The 20,776-nt window shown below is 70.3% G+C and carries 20 protein-coding genes; 11 read left to right on the top strand and 9 right to left on the bottom strand.

Translation table 11 applies throughout. The features are described 5' to 3' along the window. Positions 1-13: 13 nt before the first annotated feature. The 6 genes from PRL19_RS09115 to PRL19_RS09090 form a co-directional block, all read right to left on the bottom strand. Positions 14-1,288, bottom strand: coding sequence for a hemolysin family protein (locus PRL19_RS09115; protein WP_273742718.1), 1,275 nt, complete (start codon positions 1,286-1,288; stop codon positions 14-16). Positions 1,289-1,483: 195 nt separating this feature from the next. Beyond that, complete coding sequence (locus tag PRL19_RS09110; protein WP_157020456.1) at positions 1,484-1,645, bottom strand: hypothetical protein; 162 nt, start codon at positions 1,643-1,645, stop codon at positions 1,484-1,486. Positions 1,646-1,780: 135 nt separating this feature from the next. Next, positions 1,781-3,298: a tripartite tricarboxylate transporter permease gene (locus PRL19_RS09105; RefSeq protein ID WP_045982029.1), complete on the bottom strand. Its 1,518-nt coding sequence runs from the start codon at positions 3,296-3,298 to the stop codon at positions 1,781-1,783. Positions 3,299-3,302: 4 nt separating this feature from the next. Continuing rightward, the gene (locus tag PRL19_RS09100; RefSeq protein ID WP_045982028.1) at positions 3,303-3,791 is read right to left on the bottom strand and encodes a tripartite tricarboxylate transporter TctB family protein; all 489 of its coding nucleotides are present in this window, start codon (positions 3,789-3,791) and stop codon (positions 3,303-3,305) included. Further along, complete coding sequence (locus PRL19_RS09095; RefSeq protein WP_240542512.1) at positions 3,788-4,732, bottom strand: Bug family tripartite tricarboxylate transporter substrate binding protein; 945 nt, start codon at positions 4,730-4,732, stop codon at positions 3,788-3,790. The genes PRL19_RS09100 and PRL19_RS09095 overlap by 4 nt, the downstream gene beginning before the upstream one ends. An 84-nt stretch (positions 4,733-4,816) precedes the next feature. Beyond that, positions 4,817-5,908: an ABC transporter substrate-binding protein gene (locus tag PRL19_RS09090; protein ID WP_273742717.1), complete on the bottom strand. Its 1,092-nt coding sequence runs from the start codon at positions 5,906-5,908 to the stop codon at positions 4,817-4,819. A gap of 99 nt (positions 5,909-6,007) precedes the next feature. Between PRL19_RS09090 and PRL19_RS09085 the strand changes: the two genes are divergently transcribed. The 10 genes from PRL19_RS09085 (at position 6,008) to PRL19_RS09040 (ending at position 15,818) form a co-directional block, all read left to right on the top strand. Continuing rightward, positions 6,008-6,676 carry a response regulator gene (locus PRL19_RS09085; protein WP_046000203.1) on the top strand — a complete coding sequence of 223 codons (669 nt, stop codon included), beginning with the start codon at positions 6,008-6,010 and terminating at the stop codon, positions 6,674-6,676. Between the two features lie 6 nt (positions 6,677-6,682). Beyond that, positions 6,683-8,044, top strand: coding sequence for a sensor histidine kinase (locus tag PRL19_RS09080; RefSeq protein WP_273742716.1), 1,362 nt, complete (start codon positions 6,683-6,685; stop codon positions 8,042-8,044). 97 nt (positions 8,045-8,141) lie between these two features. Then, on the top strand, positions 8,142-8,477 hold the full coding sequence (locus PRL19_RS09075) for a hypothetical protein (RefSeq protein WP_148910485.1): 336 nt from the start codon (positions 8,142-8,144) through the stop codon (positions 8,475-8,477). Positions 8,478-8,693: 216 nt separating this feature from the next. Continuing rightward, positions 8,694-11,591: a monovalent cation/H+ antiporter subunit A gene (locus PRL19_RS09070; protein WP_273742715.1), complete on the top strand. Its 2,898-nt coding sequence runs from the start codon at positions 8,694-8,696 to the stop codon at positions 11,589-11,591. Then, complete coding sequence (locus tag PRL19_RS09065; RefSeq protein WP_045983165.1) at positions 11,591-11,938, top strand: Na+/H+ antiporter subunit C; 348 nt, start codon at positions 11,591-11,593, stop codon at positions 11,936-11,938. The genes PRL19_RS09070 and PRL19_RS09065 overlap by 1 nt, the downstream gene beginning before the upstream one ends. Further along, entirely contained in the window at positions 11,935-13,575 is a 1,641-nt protein-coding gene (locus PRL19_RS09060) for a monovalent cation/H+ antiporter subunit D (RefSeq protein WP_273742714.1), read from the top strand. The genes PRL19_RS09065 and PRL19_RS09060 overlap by 4 nt, the downstream gene beginning before the upstream one ends. Next, entirely contained in the window at positions 13,572-14,060 is a 489-nt protein-coding gene (locus PRL19_RS09055) for a Na+/H+ antiporter subunit E (protein WP_273742713.1), read from the top strand. The genes PRL19_RS09060 and PRL19_RS09055 overlap by 4 nt, the downstream gene beginning before the upstream one ends. Next, entirely contained in the window at positions 14,057-14,338 is a 282-nt protein-coding gene (locus tag PRL19_RS09050; RefSeq protein WP_045983163.1) for a K+/H+ antiporter subunit F, read from the top strand. The genes PRL19_RS09055 and PRL19_RS09050 overlap by 4 nt, the downstream gene beginning before the upstream one ends. Beyond that, entirely contained in the window at positions 14,335-14,700 is a 366-nt protein-coding gene (gene mnhG, locus PRL19_RS09045; protein WP_045983162.1) for a monovalent cation/H(+) antiporter subunit G, read from the top strand. Before PRL19_RS09050 ends, mnhG begins: the two co-directional genes overlap by 4 nt. Further along, positions 14,697-15,818 (top strand): AI-2E family transporter, encoded by a 1,122-nt coding sequence (locus PRL19_RS09040; RefSeq protein WP_273742712.1) that lies wholly within the window; start codon positions 14,697-14,699, stop codon positions 15,816-15,818. Before mnhG ends, PRL19_RS09040 begins: the two co-directional genes overlap by 4 nt. Here the strand turns inward: PRL19_RS09040 and PRL19_RS09035 are convergent. After that, positions 15,815-18,346, bottom strand: a complete 2,532-nt coding sequence (locus tag PRL19_RS09035) for an ABC transporter permease (protein ID WP_273742711.1) — start codon at positions 18,344-18,346, stop codon at positions 15,815-15,817. The genes PRL19_RS09040 and PRL19_RS09035 overlap by 4 nt on opposite strands. Continuing rightward, the gene (locus PRL19_RS09030; RefSeq protein WP_273742710.1) at positions 18,343-19,026 is read right to left on the bottom strand and encodes an ABC transporter ATP-binding protein; all 684 of its coding nucleotides are present in this window, start codon (positions 19,024-19,026) and stop codon (positions 18,343-18,345) included. Before PRL19_RS09030 ends, PRL19_RS09035 begins: the two co-directional genes overlap by 4 nt. A 157-nt stretch (positions 19,027-19,183) precedes the next feature. Between PRL19_RS09030 and PRL19_RS09025 the strand changes: the two genes are divergently transcribed. Then, a complete protein-coding gene (locus PRL19_RS09025; protein WP_337960252.1) occupies positions 19,184-19,744 on the top strand; it encodes an arylesterase in 561 nt (186 codons plus the stop codon). On the opposite strand, the gene fba is transcribed toward PRL19_RS09025, so the two are convergent. Then, entirely contained in the window at positions 19,738-20,772 is a 1,035-nt protein-coding gene (gene fba, locus PRL19_RS09020; RefSeq protein ID WP_273742709.1) for a class II fructose-bisphosphate aldolase, read from the bottom strand. The genes PRL19_RS09025 and fba overlap by 7 nt on opposite strands. Between the last annotated feature and the right edge of the window lie 4 nt (positions 20,773-20,776).

The raw sequence follows: 20,776 nt of genomic DNA, 5'->3' as shown, positions 1-20,776 counted from the left end.
GTTCTGGCGTTCGTCAGTCGATGCGGGCGACCAGCAGCTTGTCGATGCGGCGGCCGTCCAGGTCCACCACCTCGATCCGCCAGGGCGACAGGGTCACGTGGGCGCCCACCTCGGGCAGGACGCCCGCAAGGTCAAGAACCAGGCCGGCCACGGATTCGTAATCGCGATCCTCGGGCAACGGGACGCCCAGCAGGTCGGAAAACTCGTCCACCGGCATCCAGCCCGCGATCAGCCAGCTGCCATCGTCGCGCCGGACGGCCTTGGGCTCGTCCTCTCCGGGGTCGGGGAAGTCGCCAGCGATGGCTTCCAGCACGTCCATCGCGGTGATCACACCCTCGAAATGCCCGTATTCGTCAAAGACCAGCAGCATGTGCGCGGGCGAGGATTTCAGCTGCTCGATCACGTTCAGCGCCGGCAGACCGTCGCGCACGACGGGCACCGCCTGGATCAGCGCGCGCGGGTCGGCGGCGGGATCGGCCTGCAGGCGGATCAGGTCGCGGGCATGGATGACGCCGACGATGTCGTCATCGGCCCCGTCCCGCAGCAGGATGCGAGAGCGATGGCCGGTGCGGAAGACCTGCGCCAGATCGTCGGGGGTGGCGTTCGCGTCGGCGATCAACACCTCGTGGCGGGGGGTCATCAGGCCGCGCGCGGTGCGGTCGGCGATGCGCATGACGCCGGCGATCATCTCGTTCTCGGCCGGGGCGATGACGCCGGCGTTGTGCGCCTCGGCCAGCATGACCTTGATCTCCTCGTCGGACATGCTGCTCTCGGCCTTGCCCGATTGGCCCAGCAGGGCCAGCAGCACCCGCCCCGACCGGTCCAGCACCCAGACCACCGGCGCCGCGATGCGCGAGATCATCCGGATCAGCGGCGCGATGCGCGCGGCAACGGCCTCGGGGGCGCGCAGGGCGATCTGCTTGGGGACCAGTTCCCCGACGATCAGCGACAGATAGGTGATGGCGACGACCACGCCGCCCACGGCCAGCGTATGGGCCAATGCGGGCTGCATGCCCCCCGCGACCAGGGCGGTGGCCAGGCGCGTGCCCAGTGTCGCGCCCGAGAAGGCGCCCGACAGCACGCCCACCAGCGTGATGCCGATCTGGACGCTGGACAGGAACCGGCCCGGATCGGCGGCCAGGTCCAGCGCGGTCGCGGCCCCCCGGCTGCCCTGCTGGGCCATGGTCTTGAGCCGGGCGGGCCGGGCAGAGACGATGGCAAGTTCGGACATGGCAAGAATGCCGTTGAACAGGGTCAACAGCAGGACAATGGCGATTTCGAGGAGCATGGGACTTTCGTCAGGTGATGAAAGGCGGCGTCACGGCCGTCCTGGACCGCCACGATAGGCGACGGCCCCCCATCGGACCAGCACCTTTCCGCGTCTGTTCACGCAATCGTCGGTTTTCCGCCGCCGTGACCCGGAAACACGAAGACGCGCCGCGGGGGGCGGCGCGCCGGGTGGCGGATCGGACCGGGGCCGCGATCAGATATGGGTCGGAAAGCTGTCGCGGCGGATGCCCAGCTGCTTCAGGCTGGCATCGGCGGGACGGCGATGGGCGCGGACGGCGCGGGCCGCCTCGAGGCTGGCACCCAGAGTGTCCATCGCGGACAGAAGGCGGTTCCAGGCATTGCGCAGGGTGGTCATTTCGGTCTCTCTTTCCGTCATCAGGTGACAGCAGAGATATCGGGTCCGACCCCCGTTTCTGCAATGCAGCATCCGGTCAACCCAGCCTTGCGCCGGGTGCATGACCCCGGCCCGTCACCGGGCCGGGGTTTCGCGTCAATCCTCGTCCGATGCCATCTGGCTGAGGACCTGACCCTTGCCGCGGGCCCGCATGATCATCGGCACGATCAGCGCAAAGGCCGCGACCGCGATCAGCCCCGCGGATACCGGGGTCGAGACCAGCGTCATCACGTCGCCCTGGCTGATCGACAGCGCGCGGCGCAGCTGCTGTTCGGCCATCGGGCCCAGGATCAGCCCCACGACCACCGGCGCGATGGGATAGCCGTAAAGGCGCATCAGATAGCCCATGACGCCGAAGATCAGCAGCATCGACAGTTCGATCGGGGAGGGGTTGGCGCCGATCGTGCCCAACGTGGCAAAGCACAGGATGCCCGCGTAAAGCCACGGCCGCGGGATGGTCAGCAGGCGCACCCACAGCCCGATCAGGGGCAGGTTCAGGATCACCAGCATCACGTTGGCGATCAGCAGCGACGCGATCAGGCCCCAGACCAGATCCGGGTTGGTCGCGAACAGCAGCGGTCCGGGCTGCAGGCCGAACTGCTGGAACCCGGCCAGCATGATCGCCGCGGTGGCGGTGGTCGGCAGGCCCAACGTCAGCAGCGGGACCAGCGTGCCCGCGGCGCTGGCATTGTTCGCGGCCTCGGGCCCGGCGACGCCCTCGATGGCGCCGTGGCCGAACTCCTCGGGGCGCTTGGCGGCGCGTTTTTCGGCGGCATAGGACAGGAAGGTGGCGATGTCGGCACCGCCCGCGGGCATGGCGCCGATGGGAAAACCGATGAAGGTGCCGCGCAGCCAGGGCTTCCAAGACCGCTTCCAGTCCTCGCGCGTCATCCAGACCGATCCCTTGACCGCCGTCACCTTGTCCTCGACGCCATGACGGTTGGCGGCGACGATCATCGCCTCGCCCACGGCGAACAGCGCCACGGCCAGGGTCGTGACCTCGATCCCGTCCAGCAGCTGCGGGACGCCAAAATCCAGCCGCGCCTGACCGGTCAGCTGGTCGATGCCGACCAAGGCCAGCGCCAGTCCGATGAACAGCGATATCAGCCCCTTGCGCGCGCTGTCGCCAAAGGCAGACGACACGGTGACGAAGGCCAGCACCATCAGCGCGAAATACTCGCGCGGGCCGAAGGTCAGGGCCAGCTTGACCACCGTCGGCGCGACGAAGGCCAGAAGCAGCGTCGCGACCAGCCCCGCGACGAAGGATCCGATGGCAGCGGTGGCCAGCGCCGGCCCGCCGCGTCCGGCGCGGGCCATCTTGTTGCCCTCCAGCGCGGTCACGATGGAGGCGCTTTCGCCCGGCGTGTTCAGCAGGATCGACGTGGTCGATCCGCCATACATGCCGCCGTAATAGATGCCCGCGAACATGACCAGCGACCCAGCCGGGTCCAGCCCGTAGGTCACCGGCAGCAGCAGCGCCACGGTCAGTGCGGGCCCGATGCCGGGCAGCACGCCCACGGCGGTGCCCACGGTCACGCCGATCAGCGCGTAGAGCAGGATCATCGGGTCGGTCGCGACCATCAGGCCCTGAAACAGATATCCGAACGTGTCCATGCCCTTAGCCCCCCGTGATCAGGCGTTCCAGCGGACCCGCCGGAAGGCTGAGGTTCAGAAGCTGGGAGAAGACCAGATAGATCGTCCCGGTGAAGATCAGCCCGATGGGCAGGGTCAGCGCCAGGTTGCGCTTGCCGAAGGCCCGGGCGGTGGCCGCGAACAGCAGCGCGGTCGCAATGACGAAGCCCGCCGTGTTCAGCAGCGCCAGCTGTGCGGCCAGGCCGCCGATGATCCAGGCGATGGGCGCGGGATCCTGGGCCGGGCGTTCGGCCGGCGCGTCGCGGAATGCCGCGACGACGGTCCAGGCCGACAGCGCCAGCAGCGCCCAGGCGATCCAGCGCGGGACGTCGGCCGGGCCGACGCCGGAATAGCCCCGGTTCTGCGGCAGCGTGGCCACGTCGCGGAAAATGATGACCGCGATCAGCGCCAGCACGGCCGCCACGGTCAGCGCCGCCCCGTCGGGGCGGCGTCTCGTGTCCGGGGCAGTCGTCATTCGACCAGCCCGATGTCCTTGAGGACCGCGGCCGTCGTGGCGGTCTCCTCCTCCAGCTGGGCGCGGAACGCGTCGCCCGCCAGATAGGTGTCGGCCCAGCCCTTGGTCGCCAGCGCCTCCTGCCATGCGGTCGATTTGGCCATCGTCTCGATGTCGGCGGCGATGGCGGCCTCGTCCTCGGGGGACAGTCCTGCGGGGGCGGCGACCATGCGCCAGTTCTGCAGCACGACGTCCAGGCCGACCTCGGTCAGGGTGGGGGCGTCGACGCCCTCGATCCGCTCCTCGGAGGTGACGGCCAGGATGCGCAGCGTCCCGGCATCGGCCTGCGGCTTGAACTCGCCAAGGCTGGAGATGCCCGCGGTCACCTGGTTGCCCAGGATCGCGGCCAGTGCCTCGCCGCCACCGGAATAGGCGATGTAGTTGATCGCGGTCGGGTCGACATCGGCGGCGTTGGCCAGAAGGCCGACCGCGATGTGGTCCGCGCCGCCCGCCGAACCGCCGGCCCAGCTGACGGAGCCGGGATCGGCCTTCAGCATCTCGACCAGCTGGTTGATGTCCTGGATCTCGGATGCGGTGGGCACCACGATCGCCTCGTATTCGCCGGTCAGGCGGGCGATGGGCGTCACGTCGGCCAGCGACACGGGCGAGGCGTTGGTCAGGATCGCCCCGACCATCACATAGCCGCCCACGATCAGCTGGTCGGCCTTTCCGGTGGCCGAGGACGCGAACTGCGCCAGACCCACGGTGCCGCCGGCGCCCGGAACGTTCTGGACCTGCACGGAATCAGAGATGCCCTCGGCCTGCAGGACCTCCTGCATGGTGCGGGCGGTCTGGTCCCAGCCGCCGCCCGGTGCGGCAGGCGCCAGGATGGTATAGTCGGTGGCCAGCGCCGGAACGGCCAGGGCCGCGGTGAACAGGCCCGCAAGAATCGCGTGTTTCAAGATAGTCCTCCCCATTGGCCGGGCCTCCACCCGGCAACGGGCATCCTGACACGCCAACCTGACGCAAAGCTGACATCGGCGCGATTATTCCTGGCCCGGCTCCGGCGGGGACAGCGCCTGCTGCCATCGCGCGATCAGCCGGGCACGGCGCGACTGGTCCAGATAGGCCAGCAGGCCGGGGCTGATCGCCACGGGGCGCAGCTGCGCGCCCAGCGCCGGGGGCATGCCGTCCGCGCCCGACGACACCTCCAGGCTGACGGCGGGCAGGCGCAGCTCCTCGGCCAGGATAGTCTGGCCCTCGCGCGACATCAGGAAGGCCAGGAAGGCCGCGCCCAGGTCGGGCCGCGCCGCCGCACGCGGCACCAGCGCCACCCGCGACACGACCACGGTGAAGTCGCGCGGCAACAGCAGGCCCACGTCCGGCTCCTGCCGCGCCCAGTCCGCGGCATAGGACCCCAGGATGTTGTATCCGACCGCCAGCCGCCCGTCGGCCACGCGTTCCAGGATCTCGCGCGAGGTCGCGAACTGCTGGACGCCCGCGCGACCCATCGCCTGGCCCAGGTTCCAGATGTCGAAGAAATGCTCCTGGTCGCGGGCCAGGAACAGGTATCCCACCCCCGACAGCGCGATGTCATAGGTGCCGATGCGCCCCTGCACCGCCGCCCCGCCATGATCCAGCCAGTCCAGCAGCTCGAACCGGGTCGCGGGGGGCTGGCGGTCGCGGAAGCTGGGCTTGTGATAGACCAGGACGGCGGGTTCGAACGTGATCGCATAGGCCGTGTCGCGCCAGTTCGCCCAGCGCGGCCAGTCGGCCGAGGACGGCGTGGCCACCGCCTGGGCATAGCCGTCATTGGCCAGCTTGATCTGCAGGTCCATCGCCGAGGAGAACGCCAGATCCGCGGTGGTGCCGCCGGCATCTGTCTCTTCGGTGATGCGCGCAAAGATCTGGCCGGTCAGCAGGTCCTGGTATTCGACGGCGATGTCGGGGTTCAGCGCCTGGAACCCCTGGATCAGCGGGCGGGCCAGATCCTCGTCCAGCGACATGTAAAGGCGCAGCGGCTGGTCCTGCGCGCCCGAGGGCGCGGGAAACCGCAGCGTGTCGGCCGCCGCCGCCCCGGCGATGACGGACAGGATCAGCGCAACGCAGGACAGGCGGGGAATCATGCGCACCAGCATGGCGCATCGTGGCACCCGCCGCCCCGCCGGACAAGCGGGCCGCGCGCCCTTGCCTGCCCGGCCCGCGCGGCCCTAAGATCGCCGCCGGGGGGACGGTCGATGCGCATTCTGCTGGTCGAGGACAACGCGGCGCTGGCCGACGGGCTGGTGCAGCTTCTGGCCGGTGCGGGGCATGCCGTCGATCACGTCGATGACGGCGCCTCGGCCGAGGCGCTGATCGCGGCGGAGCGGTTCGACCTGGTGATCCTGGACCTGAACCTGCCGCAGATGGACGGGCTGGAGGTGCTGCGCCGCATGCGCACACGCCGCGACCCGGCTGCGGTGATGATCCTGACCGCCCGCGGCACGCCCGAGGAACGCGTCCGGGGCCTGGATCTGGGGGCCGACGACTACATGGTCAAACCCTTCGAGATCACCGAGTTCGAGGCCCGCGTCCGGTCGCTGCTGCGCCGCCAGGCGGGCCTGCGCGCGGCCGAGGTCACGATCGGCGGCGTCATGCTGGACCTGACCGCGCGCCGTTTCCTGGCCGAGGGGCAGCCGATGGACCTGCCCGCCCGCGAACATGCGCTGCTGGAACTGCTGTTCATGCGCGCCGGCAAGGTCGTCCCCAAGGAGACGATCATGCAGTCCATGACCTCGCTGGAGGATACCCTGTCGGACAACGCGATCGAGCAATATGCCAGCCGCCTGCGCCGCAGGCTGGCGCCCCACGGGGTGCAGCTGCGCACCGCGCGGGGCATCGGCTATTACATCGACAAGGGCGTCTGAGCGCCGATGGGATCGCTGCGCCGCCGCCTGCTGGCCTGGCTGCTGGCGGCCACGGCCGCCCTGGGCACGCTGGCGATGGCCGACACCTGGTCCGAGGCCGTGTCCACCGCGCGCGCCGTGTCCGACCGGGTGCTGACCGGATCGGCGCTGGCCATCGCGGAACGGGTGACGGTGGGCGACGATGCCGCCCTGCAGGCCGACATCCCCTATTCCGCGCTGGAGATGCTGACCTCGACCGCGCAGGACAGCGTGTTCTATCGCGTCGACGGGCCGGGCGGGTTCATGACCGGCTATGCCGACCTGCCGCTGGCCGAACCGGGCGCGGATGGGGCGGGCTATGCGGATGCGGTGTTCGCCGGTGCGCCGATCCGGGTCATCACGCTGGCGCGGACCGTGTCGACGGGCATCGAATCCATCCCGTTCCGCGTGACGGTCGCGGAATCCAAGCTGGCGCGGAACCAGCTGTCGCAGGCGATCCTGCTGCGCTCGGCGGCCAGGTTGGCGCTGATGATCTGCGGGGCGGCGGCGATCATCTGGATCGCGGTGCCGCTGGCGCTGCGCCCGCTGAACAGGCTGGGCGACGCGATCAGCGCGCGGCGCGCGGACGACCTGTCCCCCCTGCCCACCGACGTCCCGCAGGAGGTCCAGGACCTGGTCGCGGCGATGAACTCGTTCATGGTGCGGCTGGCCACGGCGCTGTCGGCGCTGCGCAACTTCACCGGCAATGCCAGCCATCAGCTTCGCACGCCGCTGGCGGTGATCCGCACCCAGCTGACCCTGGCGCAGCGGGCGGGCGACGCGCAGGCCGCGCGATCGGCGGTGGCCAAGGGCGACGCGGCGCTGGCCGATGCCGAACGGATCTTGGCGCAGCTGCTGCTGCTGGCGCGGGTCGATGCGGCCGCGGGCCATCCGATGGTCGCGCCGCTGGATGCCCACGCCCTGGCCCGCGATCTGACCGGAGAGATGATCCCCCGCGCCGCCGGTGCGGGGATCGACCTGGGCTATGACGGCCAGCCCGTCGTCGTGCGCGCCGAACCCGTCCTGCTGGCCGAGGCGCTGAAGAACCTGGTCGACAACGCGCTGGCCTATGCCGGCCGCGGGGCAGAGGTCACCGTCCGCGTCGCGCGGCAGGACGGCACGGCGGTGATCTCGGTCGAGGATGACGGCCCCGGCATCGCCGCCCCGGCGATGGACCAGCTGACCTCGCGCTTTACCCGCGGCGCGTCGGCCGAGGCGCGGCCCGGCGGCAGCGGCCTGGGCCTGTCCATCGTGACCGAGATCGCGCAGCTGTTCGGCGGGACCTTGCGGCTGCGCGCGGGGGCGCAGGGGCGCGGCCTGCGGGCCGAACTGCACCTGCCGGTGGGGTGACAAACGCGTCTGCGCCCCCCACCCGCCCTTGCATCGCCCCGGCGGCGTCTGCAATATCCGCGCCATGGACGGACAGCGGACACCCTTGGCGTGCATCATGCGCGTTCTGGTCCTGGTGGCCAGCATCGTGCAGCTTGCGCTGTACGGGGCGACGGCGCCTGCCTCGGTCGAACTGGGGCCGCAGTTCCTGCGCCTGACCGAGGAGCAGCGGCTGTATTCCGACAGCCCGGCCCAGGTCGCAGTCCTGACCTCCAAGGCCCCGACCGGACCGCAGGCGACATCACCACTGCCGGACGCCGATCCCTGGTACCGCACGCCCGCGAGGCCCGTCCCGCCGCAGGCCGTCTCGATCATCGCCGCGTCCGACGCGGACGTTCCCCGGCCGCAGGGCGTCGCCCGCCCTGCCCGCGCCCGCGGCCCTCCGCTGGCCTGACCCGCGCCCGCGGACGCCTGCTGTCCTGACCCGCGGCCGATGGCTCCGCGGCCGCCCCCACAGAGGTGATCCCGGACGGATCGTGCCGCGGCACGGCCACATCGCATGCGCCGTCCCGTCATCACCCGCATCTTGCCGCATTCCCCCGACGCCCGCATGATCCCGCCTGGGATCCTGCCCCGCCCTGCATGCCGCCCCAGCGAAGGACCGCCCTTGATGATGACCCCCACCGCCCTTGCGCAGCAGAACCTTCTGGTGCTGCTGGCGGTCCTTCCCTTCCTGTCCGCGCTTCTGCTGATCAGCGTCTCGGGGCGCGCGGCGGGGATTCTGGCGGGCATCACGATGCTGGCCGGAATCGCGCTGTCGGCGGGGCTGGGGGGACCCGTGATGTCGGGCGAGGTGCTGCGCGCATCGCTGGACTGGGTGCCGTCGGCGGGGCTGTCGCTGTCGCTGCGGATGGACGGGTTCGCCTGGATGTTCGCGACGCTGGTCAGCGCGATCGGCCTGCTGGTCGTCGTCTATGCCCAGGTCTACATGGCGGGCAAGGACCGCCTGCCACGCTTCTTCGCACTGCTGATGGCGTTCACCGGCGCGATGCAGGGCATCCTTCTGTCGGGCAACCTGCTGATGCTGGTGGTGTTCTGGGAGCTGACATCGGTCGTGTCGTTCCTGCTGATCGGGTTCTGGCACCAGGGCCAGGCGGCACGCGACGGCGCGCGCACCGCGCTGCTGATCACCGCGATGGGCGGGCTGTGCCTGCTGCTGGCAATGCTGATGCTGGGCCATGTCGTGGGCAGCCACGATCTGGACGTGGTGCTGGCCGCGGGGCCGCAGGTGCGCGAACATCCGATGTACGGCGCGATTCTGGCGCTGTTCCTGCTGGGTGCGTTCACCAAGTCGGCGCAGGTGCCGTTCCACTTCTGGCTGCCCGGCGCGATGTCGGCGCCGACCCCGGTCTCGGCCTTCCTGCACAGTGCCACGATGGTCAAGGCCGGGGTGTTCCAGCTGATCCGCTTCTCTCCCGTCCTGGGCGGGACCGAGGCGTGGTTCCTGGCCGTGACCGGCATCGGCATGGCGACCTTCCTGACCGGCGGGGTGATCGCGCTGTTCCGCCACGACCTCAAGGGGTTGCTGGCCTATTCGACGATCAGCCATCTGGGCCTGATCACCGCGCTGGCCGGCATCGGCAGCCAGGGCGCGATCCTGGCCGCGATCTTTCACATCTGCAATCACGCGGTCTTCAAGGCGTCGCTGTTCATGACCGCGGGCATCATCGACCACCAGACCGGCACGCGCGACCTGCGCAAGCTGGGGGGCCTGGCGCGCGTGATGCCCTTCACCGCGACCCTGGCGATCATCGCATCCGCCGCGATGGCGGGCGTGCCGCTGCTGAACGGCTTTCTGTCCAAGGAGATGTTCCTGGCCGAGGCCGTCGCCTGGCACAACGGCAGCTGGCTGGACGACAGCCTGCCCTATCTGGCGGTCGTGGCCAGCGCGTTTTCCGCCGCCTATGCGATCCGGTTCATCGCGTCGGTGTTCTTCGGTCCGCTGCCCGACGCCCTGCGCGGCCGCGTGTCCGAGGCGCCGGTTCTGCTGCGCCTGCCCGTCAGCCTGCTGGCCGCGGCCTGCCTGGCGGTGGGCATCCTGCCCGCGCCGGTGATCGGCCCCGTCATTAACAGCGCCGCGCGCGCTGTGCTTGGGCCCGACCTGTCCTATTACGACATCGCGATCTGGCACGGGGTCAATGCGGCGCTGATGCTCAGCCTGGTGTCCCTGGGCGTGGGCACGCTGATCTATGCGATGACCCGGACCCGCATCCCCCTGGGACCCGAAGGCCCGCCCCTGCTGCACCGCCTGCGCGGGCAGCGCGTCTTCGACCGGCTGATGCTGAAGGGGGCGTGGGTCCTGCCCCGCCGCGTGCTGGGCAGGCTGGCGACCGAACGGCTGCAGCCGCAGCTGCGCCTGCTGGTGGCGGTCGCGCTGTTTCTGGCCGTCGCGGCCATCGGCGCGCGGTTCCCCTGGGCACCCCCGGCGCGGGTGACCGATTTCAGCTTGGCGTTCGCGCTGATGTGGCTGATCGGCGGGGCCTGCGCTGTGGGTGCGGCGTGGCAGGCCAAGTACCACCGCTTTGCCGCGCTGGCGATGCTGGGCGGCGCGGGTCTGGTGACCTGCCTGACCTTCGCCTGGCTGTCGGCCCCCGACCTTGCCGTGACCCAACTGCTGGTCGAGGTGGTGACCACGGTCCTGCTGCTGCTGGGCCTGCGCTGGCTGCCCCAGCGCCGGGCGGGCCTGCCCGAGGACAACCTGGCATCCGCCCGCAGGCGGCGGATGCGCGACCTGGTGATGGCCGTCGCGGGCGGGTCGGGCATCGCCCTGGTGGCGCATTCGGTGATGACACGGCCGCTGGTCCCGAACGTGGGCGACTGGTTCCTGGCCAACGCCTATTACGAAGGCGGCGGCACCAATGTGGTGAACGTCATCCTGGTCGATTTCCGCGCCTTCGACACGTTCGGAGAGATCGCCGTGCTGGCGATCGTGGGCCTGACCGTCTATTCGCTGCTGCGCCGCTTCCGCCCCGCCCCCGAAAGCGTGGACCAGCCCAACCAGCAGCAGGCCACCAGCCAGCAGGCGCTGGACGACTACCTGATGGTGCCGTCGGTCATCATGCTGTGGATGTTCCCGGTGCTGATCATGGTCGCGGCCTATTTCTTCTTCCGCGGCCATGACCTGCCGGGCGGCGGCTTCGCCGCGGGCGTGACCATGGCCATCGCCTTCCTGCTGCAATACCTGGCCACCAATGTGCGTTGGGTCGAGGCGCGGCTGACCATCCTGCCGATCCGCTGGATGGGCATCGGCCTGCTGATCGCGGTTGGCACGGGGATGGGGTCGTGGATCTTCGGCTATCCGTTCCTGTCGGCCCATGCCCGCTATGTCTCGATCCCGCTGATCGGGAACGTGCCCGCCGCGACCGCGCTGCTGTTCGACCTGGGGGTCTTCGCCCTGGTCGTGGGCGCGACGGTGCTGATGCTGATCGCCATCGCCCACCAATCCCTGCGCGCCGCGCGCCTGCGCGAACAGGACGATGCCGCCCCCGCCACGAAGGAGATCCGCTGATGGAGATCGTGCTGTCCCTGGCCATCGGCGTTCTGTCGGCGTCGGGCATCTGGCTGATCCTGCGCCCGCGCAGCTTCCAGGTCATCGTGGGGCTGTGCCTGCTGTCCTATGCGGTGAACCTGTTCATCTTTTCCATGGGGCGCCTGACGCTGTCGGCGCCCGCGATCATGCCCAAGGGCGGCTTCGTCGATCCGACCCGCTATGCCGACCCGCTGCCCCAGGCGCTGGTCCTGACCGCCATCGTCATCAGCTTTGCCACCACGGCGCTGTTCCTGGTCGTGCTGATCGCCTCGCGCGGGTTCACCGGCACCGACCATGTCGACGGCCGCGAGAGAGAGCAGCCATGAGCCAGCACCTGATCATCGCCCCGATCCTGATCCCCTTCGTCGCCGGCGCGCTGATGCTGCTTTATGACGACCGCCAGCGCGCGGCGAAATTCTGGCTCAGCCTGATCGCGACCGGGCTGACCCTCGCGGTGGCGGTGGCGCTGCTGATGCGCGCCAAGCTGGGCGCGTCCGAAGGGGCCGAGAACATCGGCTTCTACCTGCTGGGGGACTGGGCCGCGCCGATGGCGATCGTCCTGGTGCTGGATCACCTGGCGGCGATGATGCTGCTGCTGACATCGGTGCTGGCGCTGGCGTCGCTGGTTTATGCGCGGGCGTCCTGGCACCGGCAAGGGCAGCATTACTTTTCGCTGTTCCAGTTCCTGCTGGTCGGTCTGAACGGCGCGTTCCTGACCGGCGACCTGTTCAACCTGTTCGTCTTTTTCGAGGTGCTGCTGGCCGCGTCCTACGGCCTGCTGCTGCACGGGTCGGGACAGGTGCGGGTCCGCGCGGGGCTGCATTACATCGCGATCAACCTGGCGGCGTCCCTGCTGCTGCTGCTGGGGATCAGCCTGATCTATGGCGTGACGGGCACGCTGAACATGGCGCATCTGGCCAGCATGATGCCCGACATCGATGCCGCCAACCGGCCCCTGCTGCAGATGGGCCTGGCGCTGATGGGGGTGGCCTTCCTGGTCAAGGCGGGAATCTGGCCGCTGTCCTTCTGGCTGCCCAACGCCTACATGGCCGCCGCCGCGCCGGTGGGCGCGATGTTCGCGATCATGACCAAGGTGGGCATCTATGCGATTTTGCGCCTGACGATGCTGCTGTTCGCGGCCGGATCGGGCCCGTCTGCGGGGCTGGGCGCGGGGCTGCTGATCGGGCTGGGCATGGCCACGGTCGTCTTCGGCATGCTGGGCGTGCTGGCGTCGCAAAGCCTGGGGCGGATCGCGGCGCATGCGGTGATCCTGTCGTCGGGCACCATGCTGGCCGTGACCGGGCTGGCGCTGGCGGGGGGCGGGGAATGGATGCTGGCGGGCGCCCTGCATTACATGGTCGCGTCGACCCTGGCCGCGGGCGCCCTGTTCCTGATGGTCGAGCCGATGTCGCGCGACGACGGCGGCATCGCCGCCATGCTGGCGCTGACGGCCGAGATCTATGGCGCCAAGGCCGACCTGCCGTCCGACGACGAAGGCCCGGACGGCCCCGCCATCGCCGCGGGCCCCGCCCTACTGGCGGCGTGCTTTGCGCTGTGCCTGCTGGCGCTGGCGGGGTTGCCGCCGATGCCCGGCTTCATCGGCAAGCTGACGATGATCCAGGGCGTCTTCGACACGGCCGACACCAGCCCCTGGCTGGGCTGGGCCTTCGTCGCGCTGCTGCTGGTGTCGGGCTTTGCCACGCTGATCGGGCTGGCGCGGATCGGCATCCAGACCTTCTGGGCCAATGACGACCGCGATTCCCCCGTCATGGCGATGGAGATCGCGCCGATCATGGCCCTGATCGCCGTCCTGGCCGTGATCAGCATCGAATCCGAGGCTGTGCTGCGCTATACCGACCGCACCGCGCAGGCGCTGCATCAGACGTCGCGCTATGCCCAGGGCGTGCTGACCGCGCCCCGTGCCGACGACGCGCAGCCGCCCACCCCAGAGGACGTTCCATGATGATCCGGCTTGTCCCCTATCCCGTCCAGTCGGGCCTGCTGACGCTGCTGTGGATGGTAATGACGCGGTTCTCGCTTGGTCACCTGCTGCTGGGGGGCGCGCTGGCGCTGCTGGCGGGCTGGGCGATGTCGTCGCTGCACCCCGAACGGGCCACGCCGCGCAACTGGCGCGTGGTGCCGCGGCTGATCTCCACGCTGTTCGGCGATATCGTCCGGTCGAACATCCGCGTGGCGCGGCTGATCCTGACCGAGGGGCGGTCGGGCCGCCGCTCGGCCTTCCTCGAGGTGCCGCTGCAGCTGCGCAGCCCGACCGGGCTGGCGGTGCTGTCGATCATCCTGACCGCCACGCCCGGCACCGCCTGGATCGAATATTCCCACGACCGCCAGACGCTTGTCCTGCATGTCTTCGACGGGGCCGAAACCGACCATTACCTGCATGTCATCCGCGACGTGTATGAACCCATGCTGCAGGAGATCTTCGAATGAGCGGCACGATCCTGACCTTTGCCATCGGCTATGCCCAGGTGGTCCTGGCCCTGGCGGGCTGCCTGGCGGGCCTGCGCATCCTGCGCGGTCCCCGCGCCCAGGACCGGGTGCTGGCCCTTGACACGCTGTATATCGCGGTGATGCTGCTGTTCCTGGTCACCGGGATGCGCCTTGGCTCACTTTACCTGTTCGAGGCCGCGATGGTCATCGCGGTGATGGGGTTCGTGGCCTCCATCGCGCTGGCCAAGTTCCTGTTCCGCGGAGAGGTGATCGAATGAGCCCGCTTGACGACATCCCCCTGTGGCTGGCCATTCCGGTGGCGGGGCTGGTGATGCTGGGTGCGACGCTGACGCTGATCGGGGCCTGGGGGTTCTTGCGGATGAACAGCTTCTATGACCGGCTGCATGCGCCGACGCTGGCCTCCAGCTGGGGGACGGGCGGGGTGATCCTGGGGTCGGCGCTGCTGGCCAGCTTTCAGCAGGGGCGCCCGATCCTGCATGAACTGATGGTGGGTCTGGGCATCATGACGACGGTCCCCGTCACGCTGATGCTGCTGGGCCGCGCCGCCCTGCACCGCGACCGGGCCGAGGGCACGCTGCCGCCCGCCCCTGGCGACGACCACCCGGAGACGCGCGAATGACCCCAGGGGCCGACCGCAACGCCGTTCCCCGTCCGGCGCCGCGCCCGCTGGTCACCGACCTGTCGGCCGCGCGCTGGCTGCTGCTGGGGATCCTTGCGGCGTCGATCTATTTCTTCCACGGCTTCCTGATCCCGGTCCTGGCCGCGACGATCATCTGCGTGGCCAGCTGGCGCATCCGCGATTGCCTGGCAGAGCGCACTGGGCCGACGCTGGCCGCGACGCTGCTGGTGCTGGCGATCCTGTGCATCCTGGTGGTGCCGCTGCTGATGGCGCTGACCTATGCGGCGGCCGAACTGCGCGTCTGGATCCTGTGGGCGGGCAACGTGAACGCCATGGGCGAGGCCACGCCCCCCTGGATCGCCGACATCCCCCGCGTTGGGCCGTGGCTGGACCAGCAATGGCGCACCTATATCGGTCAGCCCGGCGCGATCAGCCAGCTGGTTCAGGCGGTCACCGGGTCGAACATCTATTCCGTCTATCGCGGCATCCTGACCGCGGGATCGACCGCGTTCCACTTTATGTTGAACCTGCTGTTCACGTTGATCGCGCTGTTCGTGTTCTATCGCGACGGCGAACGCATCGTGGCGCAGCTGGACCGCGTGGGCGCGCGCATCCTGCCCGGCCGCTGGTCGCACATGTCGCGCGTGGTCCCCGCCACGATCAGCGCGACCGTCACCGGCATGACCCTGATCGCCATCGGCGAGGGGGTGATCCTGGGCACGGCCTATTGGCTGGCGGGGGTGCCCTCGCCGGTGTTCTTCGGGGTCGTGACCGGGTTCATGGCGCTGATCCCGGGCGGCGCGCCGCTGTCCTTCACGCTGATCTCGGCCTATCTGGTGTTCAGCGGAACGCCGGTCGCGGGCGCCGCGCTGTTCCTGTGGGGCACGGTCGAGCTGTTCATCGTGGACAAGACCATCCGCCCCGTGCTGATCGGCGGCCCGGTCAAGCTGCCTTTCCTGGCCACGTTCTTCGGGCTGATCGGCGGGATCAAGACGATGGGCCTGGTGGGCCTGTTCGTGGGGCCGGTGCTGATGGCGCTGCTGATGTCGATCTGGCGGGAATGGCAGCGCGACGTATCCCAGCCCGCGGCCCCCCTGCCCGGTCCCGTCGACCCCTAGTCCTGCGCCCGCAGGACCTGTGCGGGCCGCGCGGCCAGCGGGCGCCACGCAAAGGCCAGCCCCGCCACGACGGTCGCGGCGATACCGCCCGCCACGATGGGCAGCGCCGAGCCCATGTCGAACCGATAGGGCACGTCCATCACGAAGCGGCTGACAGCCCAGCCCGCGAGGCCCCCGCCCAACAGCGCGACCAGCCCCGCCGCCGCCCCCATCAGCGCTTGGCGCAGCGCGAAGCTGCCCAGGATCAGCGCGCGCGACGCGCCTAGCGTCTTCAGGATCGCGGCCTCATAGACGCGCGCGCGTTCGCCCGCCGCCGCGGCCCCGATCAGCACCACGAAGCCGGTGACCAGCGTGGCCCCCGCCGCCCAGGCCACCGCCGCCGCGATCCCCGCCAGGGCGTCCGAGGCACGGTCGATCGCCTCGGCCACGGGGACGGCGGTGATGTTGGGAAAGCGGTTGCCCAGATCGCGCAGGATCTGCGCCTCGGCCGCCGGATCGGCATAGACGGTGGCGATGTGGGTGTGCGGCGCGCCCGCCAGCGCGCCCGGGTTCAGCGCCATGACGAAGCCGATGCCCGCATCGCTGAAATCCACCACCCGCAGGTTGGCGATGGTCGCGGTGATGTCGCGGCCCAGGATGTTGACGGTGACGGTGTCGCCCAGGTCCAGGCCGATCTCGGTCGCGATCTCCTCGGACAGGCTGACCAGCGGGGGGCCGGCGTAATCCTGGGGCCACCAGTCGCCGCGGGTGATCTGGGTGCCCGGCGGCGGGGTCGCGGCATAGGTGATGCCCCGGTCGCCGCGCAGCACCCAGTGATCGCCCGCGACCTCGCGCGCGGGGCGCCCGTTCAGCTGCGTGACGATGCCGCGCAGCATCGGCGCGGTCTGCACGTCGCCGACCAGCGGATCGTCCCGCAGCCGGGTCAGGAACGGGTCCAGTTGATCGGGCTGGATGTCCAGGAAGAAATAGCTGGGCGCACGTTCGGGCAGTTCGGTCGCGATGGCCTGGCGCAGGTTCGACGACACCTGCCCCACCGCCGCCAGCACCGTCAGGCCCAAGCCCAGGGACAGGATCACCGACAGCGCCTCGCTGCGCGGCCCGCCGATGGCCGCCAGCGCCAGCCGCAGCGCGGGTCTGCGTCGCGCCAGGCGCGCCCCCGCCCCCGCCGCGCGCCGGACCAGCGCCGCCGCCCCGGCCAGCACGACAAAGGCCGCCAGGACGCCCCCCGCCATGCCAAGCGTCAGCCGCCACAGCCCCGAAAACAATGCGGCAGCCCCCACCAGCGCGATCAGCGCTGCGACGATCATCACCAGATAGCGCCGTTCGGGCCAGCCGCCCCCGGATGCGTCCGCGTCGCGGAACAAGGTCGCCGCCCGGATGCGCCGCGTCCGCGCCAAGGGCCACAGCGCAAAGATGAACGCAGTCAGCACGCCATAGACCGCCGCCTGCGCCAGGGGGCCCGGATAGACGCCGAAGACCGCCGGCACCGGCAGGCGCGCCGTCAGCAGCGGCGCCAGCGCCAGCGGCACCAGCGCCCCCAGGATCAGCCCCGCCGCGACGCCGATCGCGGTCACCGCCCCGATCTGCAGCAGATAGACCTGAAAGATCGTGCGTCCCGACGCGCCGAAGGTCTTGAGCACGGCGATGGTCTCGGTCTTGCGCGCCAGATGGGCGCGCACCGCGGCCGACACGCCGACGCCGCCCACGGCCAGCCCGGTCAGCCCGACCAGCACCAGGAACGCCCCGATGCGGTCCACGAAACTGTCGATGCCCGGCGCGCCACGGCGGCTGTCGCGCCAGCGTGCGCCGCTGTCGGGGAAGGCCGCGCGCCAGTCAGCCCGCAGCGCGTCCAGATCGGTCCCCGGCGGCAGCGCCAGCCGATAGTTGCTGTCATACAGCGTGCCTGCGCCCAACAGATCGCTGTCGGCCAGCGCCTCGCGCAGGACCAGGGTGCGGGGGCCGAAGCCAAAGCTGGCCGCGCCCGCATCGGGTTCGCTGACCAGCCGCGCGGTCAGCACGAAATCCTGCGTGCCAAGGCGGAACACGTCGCCCGGAGACAGCCCCAGCCTGTCGGCCAGCAGCGGCGCCATCACGCCCCCGGGCAGGCCCTGCGGGGTCGCCCCCAAGGCCTGCGCCAGCGGCATGGGCGGGTCCAGCACCGCCTGACCCAGAAGGGGCCAGGCCGCGTCGACGCCCTTGACCTGGGTCAGGGCGCGTTCGGAGGCATCCCCCTGCCCGACCACCGCCATGGACCGGAAATCGACGATTTCGGATACCGTGACGGCCCGATCCTCCAGCCAGTCCCGCTCTGGGGGCGTGGCAAAGCGATAGGTAAGCTGCACCTCGGCATCGCCGCCCAGCAGGATCGCGCCCTGCGCGGTCAGCCCCGCCTGGATCGCCGCGCGCACCGACCCCACGGCGGCGATGGCGGCCACGCCAAGCGCCAGGCAGGTCAGCAGCACCCAGAACCCGCGCAGGCCCCCGCGCAGGTCGCGCCGCGCCAGCCGGGCCGCCAGCGCCAGGCTCATGCCGCGGCCTCGGCGGCCAGACGGCCGTCGGCCAGGCGGATCACCCGGTCGCAGCGTCGCGCCAGGTCCGGGTCATGCGTGACAAGGACCAGCGTCGCGCCATGATCGGCGCGCAGCCCGAACAGCAGATCCATGATCGCCTGCCCCGTCGCCCCGTCCAGATTGCCGGTGGGTTCGTCCGCCAGCAGGATGGCCGGGCGCGGCGCGGCGGCGCGGGCCAGGGCCACGCGCTGCTGCTCTCCGCCCGACAGTTGCGCGGGGTAATGGTCGCGCCGCGCACCAAGGCCCACGCGGTCCAGTTCCGCCGCCGCGCGGTCGAAGGCGTCGGGCGCCCCGGCCAGCTCCAGGGGCGTCGCGACATTTTCAAGCGCCGTCATGGTGGGGATCAGGTGGAAGGACTGGAACACCACCCCCATATGGGACAGACGAAAGCGCGCCAGCGCATCCTCGTCCAGCGCGGTCAGGTCCTGACCCATCGCCTCGACAAGGCCGCCCGTGGCGCGTTCCAGACCGCCCATCAGCATGAGGAGCGACGACTTGCCCGATCCCGAAGGACCCACCAGCCCGACCGTCTCTCCGCGTTCGACCTGCAGCGACAGGCCGCGCAGGATCGGGACCGGCCCGGCATTGCCCTGCAACGTCAGATGCGCATCGGACAGGCGGATCACGGGGTCGGCCATCGGGTCGCTCCTTCGTCGCGGTCTGGGTGTCGGGGCACGATATGGTCGGCCCGCCCGCGAAGGCAACCGCCTGACGGCCGCCGTCGCGGCGCTGGCGGTCACCATCGCGGCATCATGGGCAGCCCCTGCTGACGCAGAGACGCTGCGCCTGACCGCGATGGGCGACAGTCTGACGCAGGGATACGGCCTGCCGCAGGATCAGGGGTTCGTGCCCATGCTGGAGGCGTGGCTGCGCGAGCGCGGCCATGACGTCGCGGTGACCAATGCGGGCGTGTCGGGGGACACCACCGCGGGGGGTGCCGCGCGGATCGACTGGACGCTGGCGGACGGGCCCGATGCGATGATCGTGGCGCTTGGCGGCAACGATCTGTTGCGCGGGATCGACCCGTCCTCCAGCCGCGCGAACCTGGCGGCGATCCTGGACAAGACGCAGGCGGCGGGGGTGCCCGTGCTGCTGGCGGGCGTGCCCGCGCCGGGCAATTACGGCCCCGATTTCAAGCGCGACTTCGAGGCGATGTATGCCGAACTTGCGGCCGAATACGACGCCCTGCTGGTCCCCGACTTCCTGGGGCCGATCGGCGAGAAGGCCACGCAGGGCCTGTCCCTGGCCGATCTGATGCAGGAGGATCGCATCCACCCCAATGCCGAGGGCGTCCGACAGATCGTAGACGCCATCGGCCCCGAGGTCGAGGCGCTGCTGGCCCGCACGGATCAGTAGCGCGCGGCCATCTCGGGCAGGGACAGCGGGCGCAGGCGGTCGGCGTTGCCGGCCGTGCCGAAGGCTTCGAAGCGGTCGCGGCAGACTTGGGCCATCATCGCCATCGCGGGCTTCAGATAGGCGCGCGGATCGAACTCGGCCGGGTGTTCGGCCATCACGCGGCGGATCGCGGCGGTCATGGCCAGGCGGTTGTCGGTGTCGATGTTCACCTTGCGCACGCCGTGGCGGATGCCACGCTGGATCTCCTCGACCGGGACGCCCCAGGTCGGGCGGATGTCGCCGCCATGGGCGTTGATGATCGCCTGCAGATCCTCGGGGACCGAACTGGAGCCGTGCATCACCAGATGGGTGTTGGGCAGGCGGCGGTGGATCTCCTCGATCACATGCATGGCCAGGATGTCGCCGTCGGGCTTGCGCGTGAACTTGTAGGCGCCATGGCTGGTGCCCATGGCGATGGCCAGGGCGTCCACGCCAGTCTCCTCGACAAAGCGCACGGCCTCGTCCGGGTCGGTCAGCAGCTGCTCCTCGGACAGCTTGCCCTCTGCGCCGTGGCCGTCCTCGGCGTCGCCCATGCCGGTCTCAAGGCTGCCCAGCACGCCCAGCTCTCCCTCGACCGACACACCGCAGGCATGGGCCATCTCGGTCACGCGGCGGGTGATGTCGGCGTTATAGGCGTAATCGGCGGGCGTCTTGCCGTCCGATTTCAGCGACCCGTCCATCATCACCGAGGTGAAGCCGTTCTGGATCGCGGTCGCGCAGGTTTCCAGCCCGTTGCCATGGTCCAGATGCATGCAGATCGGGATGTCGGGATAGGCCCGCGCCAGACCCGCGATCAGCCCCGCCAGCACCGCGTCATTGGCATAGGCCCGCGCGCCGCGGCTGGCCTGCAGGATCACCGGGCTGCGGGTGGCCTGGGCCGCCTGCATGACCGACAGGCCCTGCTCCATGTTGTTGATGTTGAAGGCGGGCACGGCATAGTCATGCTCGGCCGCGTGGTCCAGAAGCTGGCGCAGGGTGATCATCGGCATGGGA

Origin of the sequence: Paracoccus marcusii (assembly GCF_028621715.1) — a bacterium.
GTDB lineage: Bacteria > Pseudomonadota > Alphaproteobacteria > Rhodobacterales > Rhodobacteraceae > Paracoccus > Paracoccus marcusii.
Note: the sequence above shows the minus strand (reverse complement) of the source record. Positions and strands in the feature narration are given on the sequence as shown.

What these genes read in the sequence shown, in the direction of transcription:
- PRL19_RS09115 (WP_273742718.1), bottom strand. Translation starts at nt 1,288, where the DNA reads ATGCTCCTCGAAATCGCCATTGTCCTGCTGTTGACCCTGTTCAACGGC.
- PRL19_RS09110 (WP_157020456.1), bottom strand. Translation starts at nt 1,645, where the DNA reads ATGACCACCCTGCGCAATGCCTGGAACCGCCTTCTGTCCGCGATGGAC.
- PRL19_RS09105 (WP_045982029.1), bottom strand. Translation starts at nt 3,298, where the DNA reads ATGGACACGTTCGGATATCTGTTTCAGGGCCTGATGGTCGCGACCGAC.
- PRL19_RS09100 (WP_045982028.1), bottom strand. Translation starts at nt 3,791, where the DNA reads ATGACGACTGCCCCGGACACGAGACGCCGCCCCGACGGGGCGGCGCTG.
- PRL19_RS09090 (WP_273742717.1), bottom strand. Translation starts at nt 5,908, where the DNA reads ATGCTGGTGCGCATGATTCCCCGCCTGTCCTGCGTTGCGCTGATCCTG.
- PRL19_RS09085 (WP_046000203.1), top strand. Translation starts at nt 6,008, where the DNA reads ATGCGCATTCTGCTGGTCGAGGACAACGCGGCGCTGGCCGACGGGCTG.
- PRL19_RS09080 (WP_273742716.1), top strand. Translation starts at nt 6,683, where the DNA reads ATGGGATCGCTGCGCCGCCGCCTGCTGGCCTGGCTGCTGGCGGCCACG.
- PRL19_RS09075 (WP_148910485.1), top strand. Translation starts at nt 8,142, where the DNA reads ATGCGCGTTCTGGTCCTGGTGGCCAGCATCGTGCAGCTTGCGCTGTAC.
- PRL19_RS09070 (WP_273742715.1), top strand. Translation starts at nt 8,694, where the DNA reads ATGATGACCCCCACCGCCCTTGCGCAGCAGAACCTTCTGGTGCTGCTG.
- PRL19_RS09065 (WP_045983165.1), top strand. Translation starts at nt 11,591, where the DNA reads ATGGAGATCGTGCTGTCCCTGGCCATCGGCGTTCTGTCGGCGTCGGGC.
- PRL19_RS09060 (WP_273742714.1), top strand. Translation starts at nt 11,935, where the DNA reads ATGAGCCAGCACCTGATCATCGCCCCGATCCTGATCCCCTTCGTCGCC.
- PRL19_RS09055 (WP_273742713.1), top strand. Translation starts at nt 13,572, where the DNA reads ATGATGATCCGGCTTGTCCCCTATCCCGTCCAGTCGGGCCTGCTGACG.
- PRL19_RS09050 (WP_045983163.1), top strand. Translation starts at nt 14,057, where the DNA reads ATGAGCGGCACGATCCTGACCTTTGCCATCGGCTATGCCCAGGTGGTC.
- mnhG (WP_045983162.1), top strand. Translation starts at nt 14,335, where the DNA reads ATGAGCCCGCTTGACGACATCCCCCTGTGGCTGGCCATTCCGGTGGCG.
- PRL19_RS09040 (WP_273742712.1), top strand. Translation starts at nt 14,697, where the DNA reads ATGACCCCAGGGGCCGACCGCAACGCCGTTCCCCGTCCGGCGCCGCGC.
- PRL19_RS09035 (WP_273742711.1), bottom strand. Translation starts at nt 18,346, where the DNA reads ATGAGCCTGGCGCTGGCGGCCCGGCTGGCGCGGCGCGACCTGCGCGGG.
- PRL19_RS09030 (WP_273742710.1), bottom strand. Translation starts at nt 19,026, where the DNA reads ATGGCCGACCCCGTGATCCGCCTGTCCGATGCGCATCTGACGTTGCAG.
- PRL19_RS09025 (WP_337960252.1), top strand. Translation starts at nt 19,184, where the DNA reads ATGGGCGACAGTCTGACGCAGGGATACGGCCTGCCGCAGGATCAGGGG.
- fba (WP_273742709.1), bottom strand. Translation starts at nt 20,772, where the DNA reads ATGCCGATGATCACCCTGCGCCAGCTTCTGGACCACGCGGCCGAGCAT.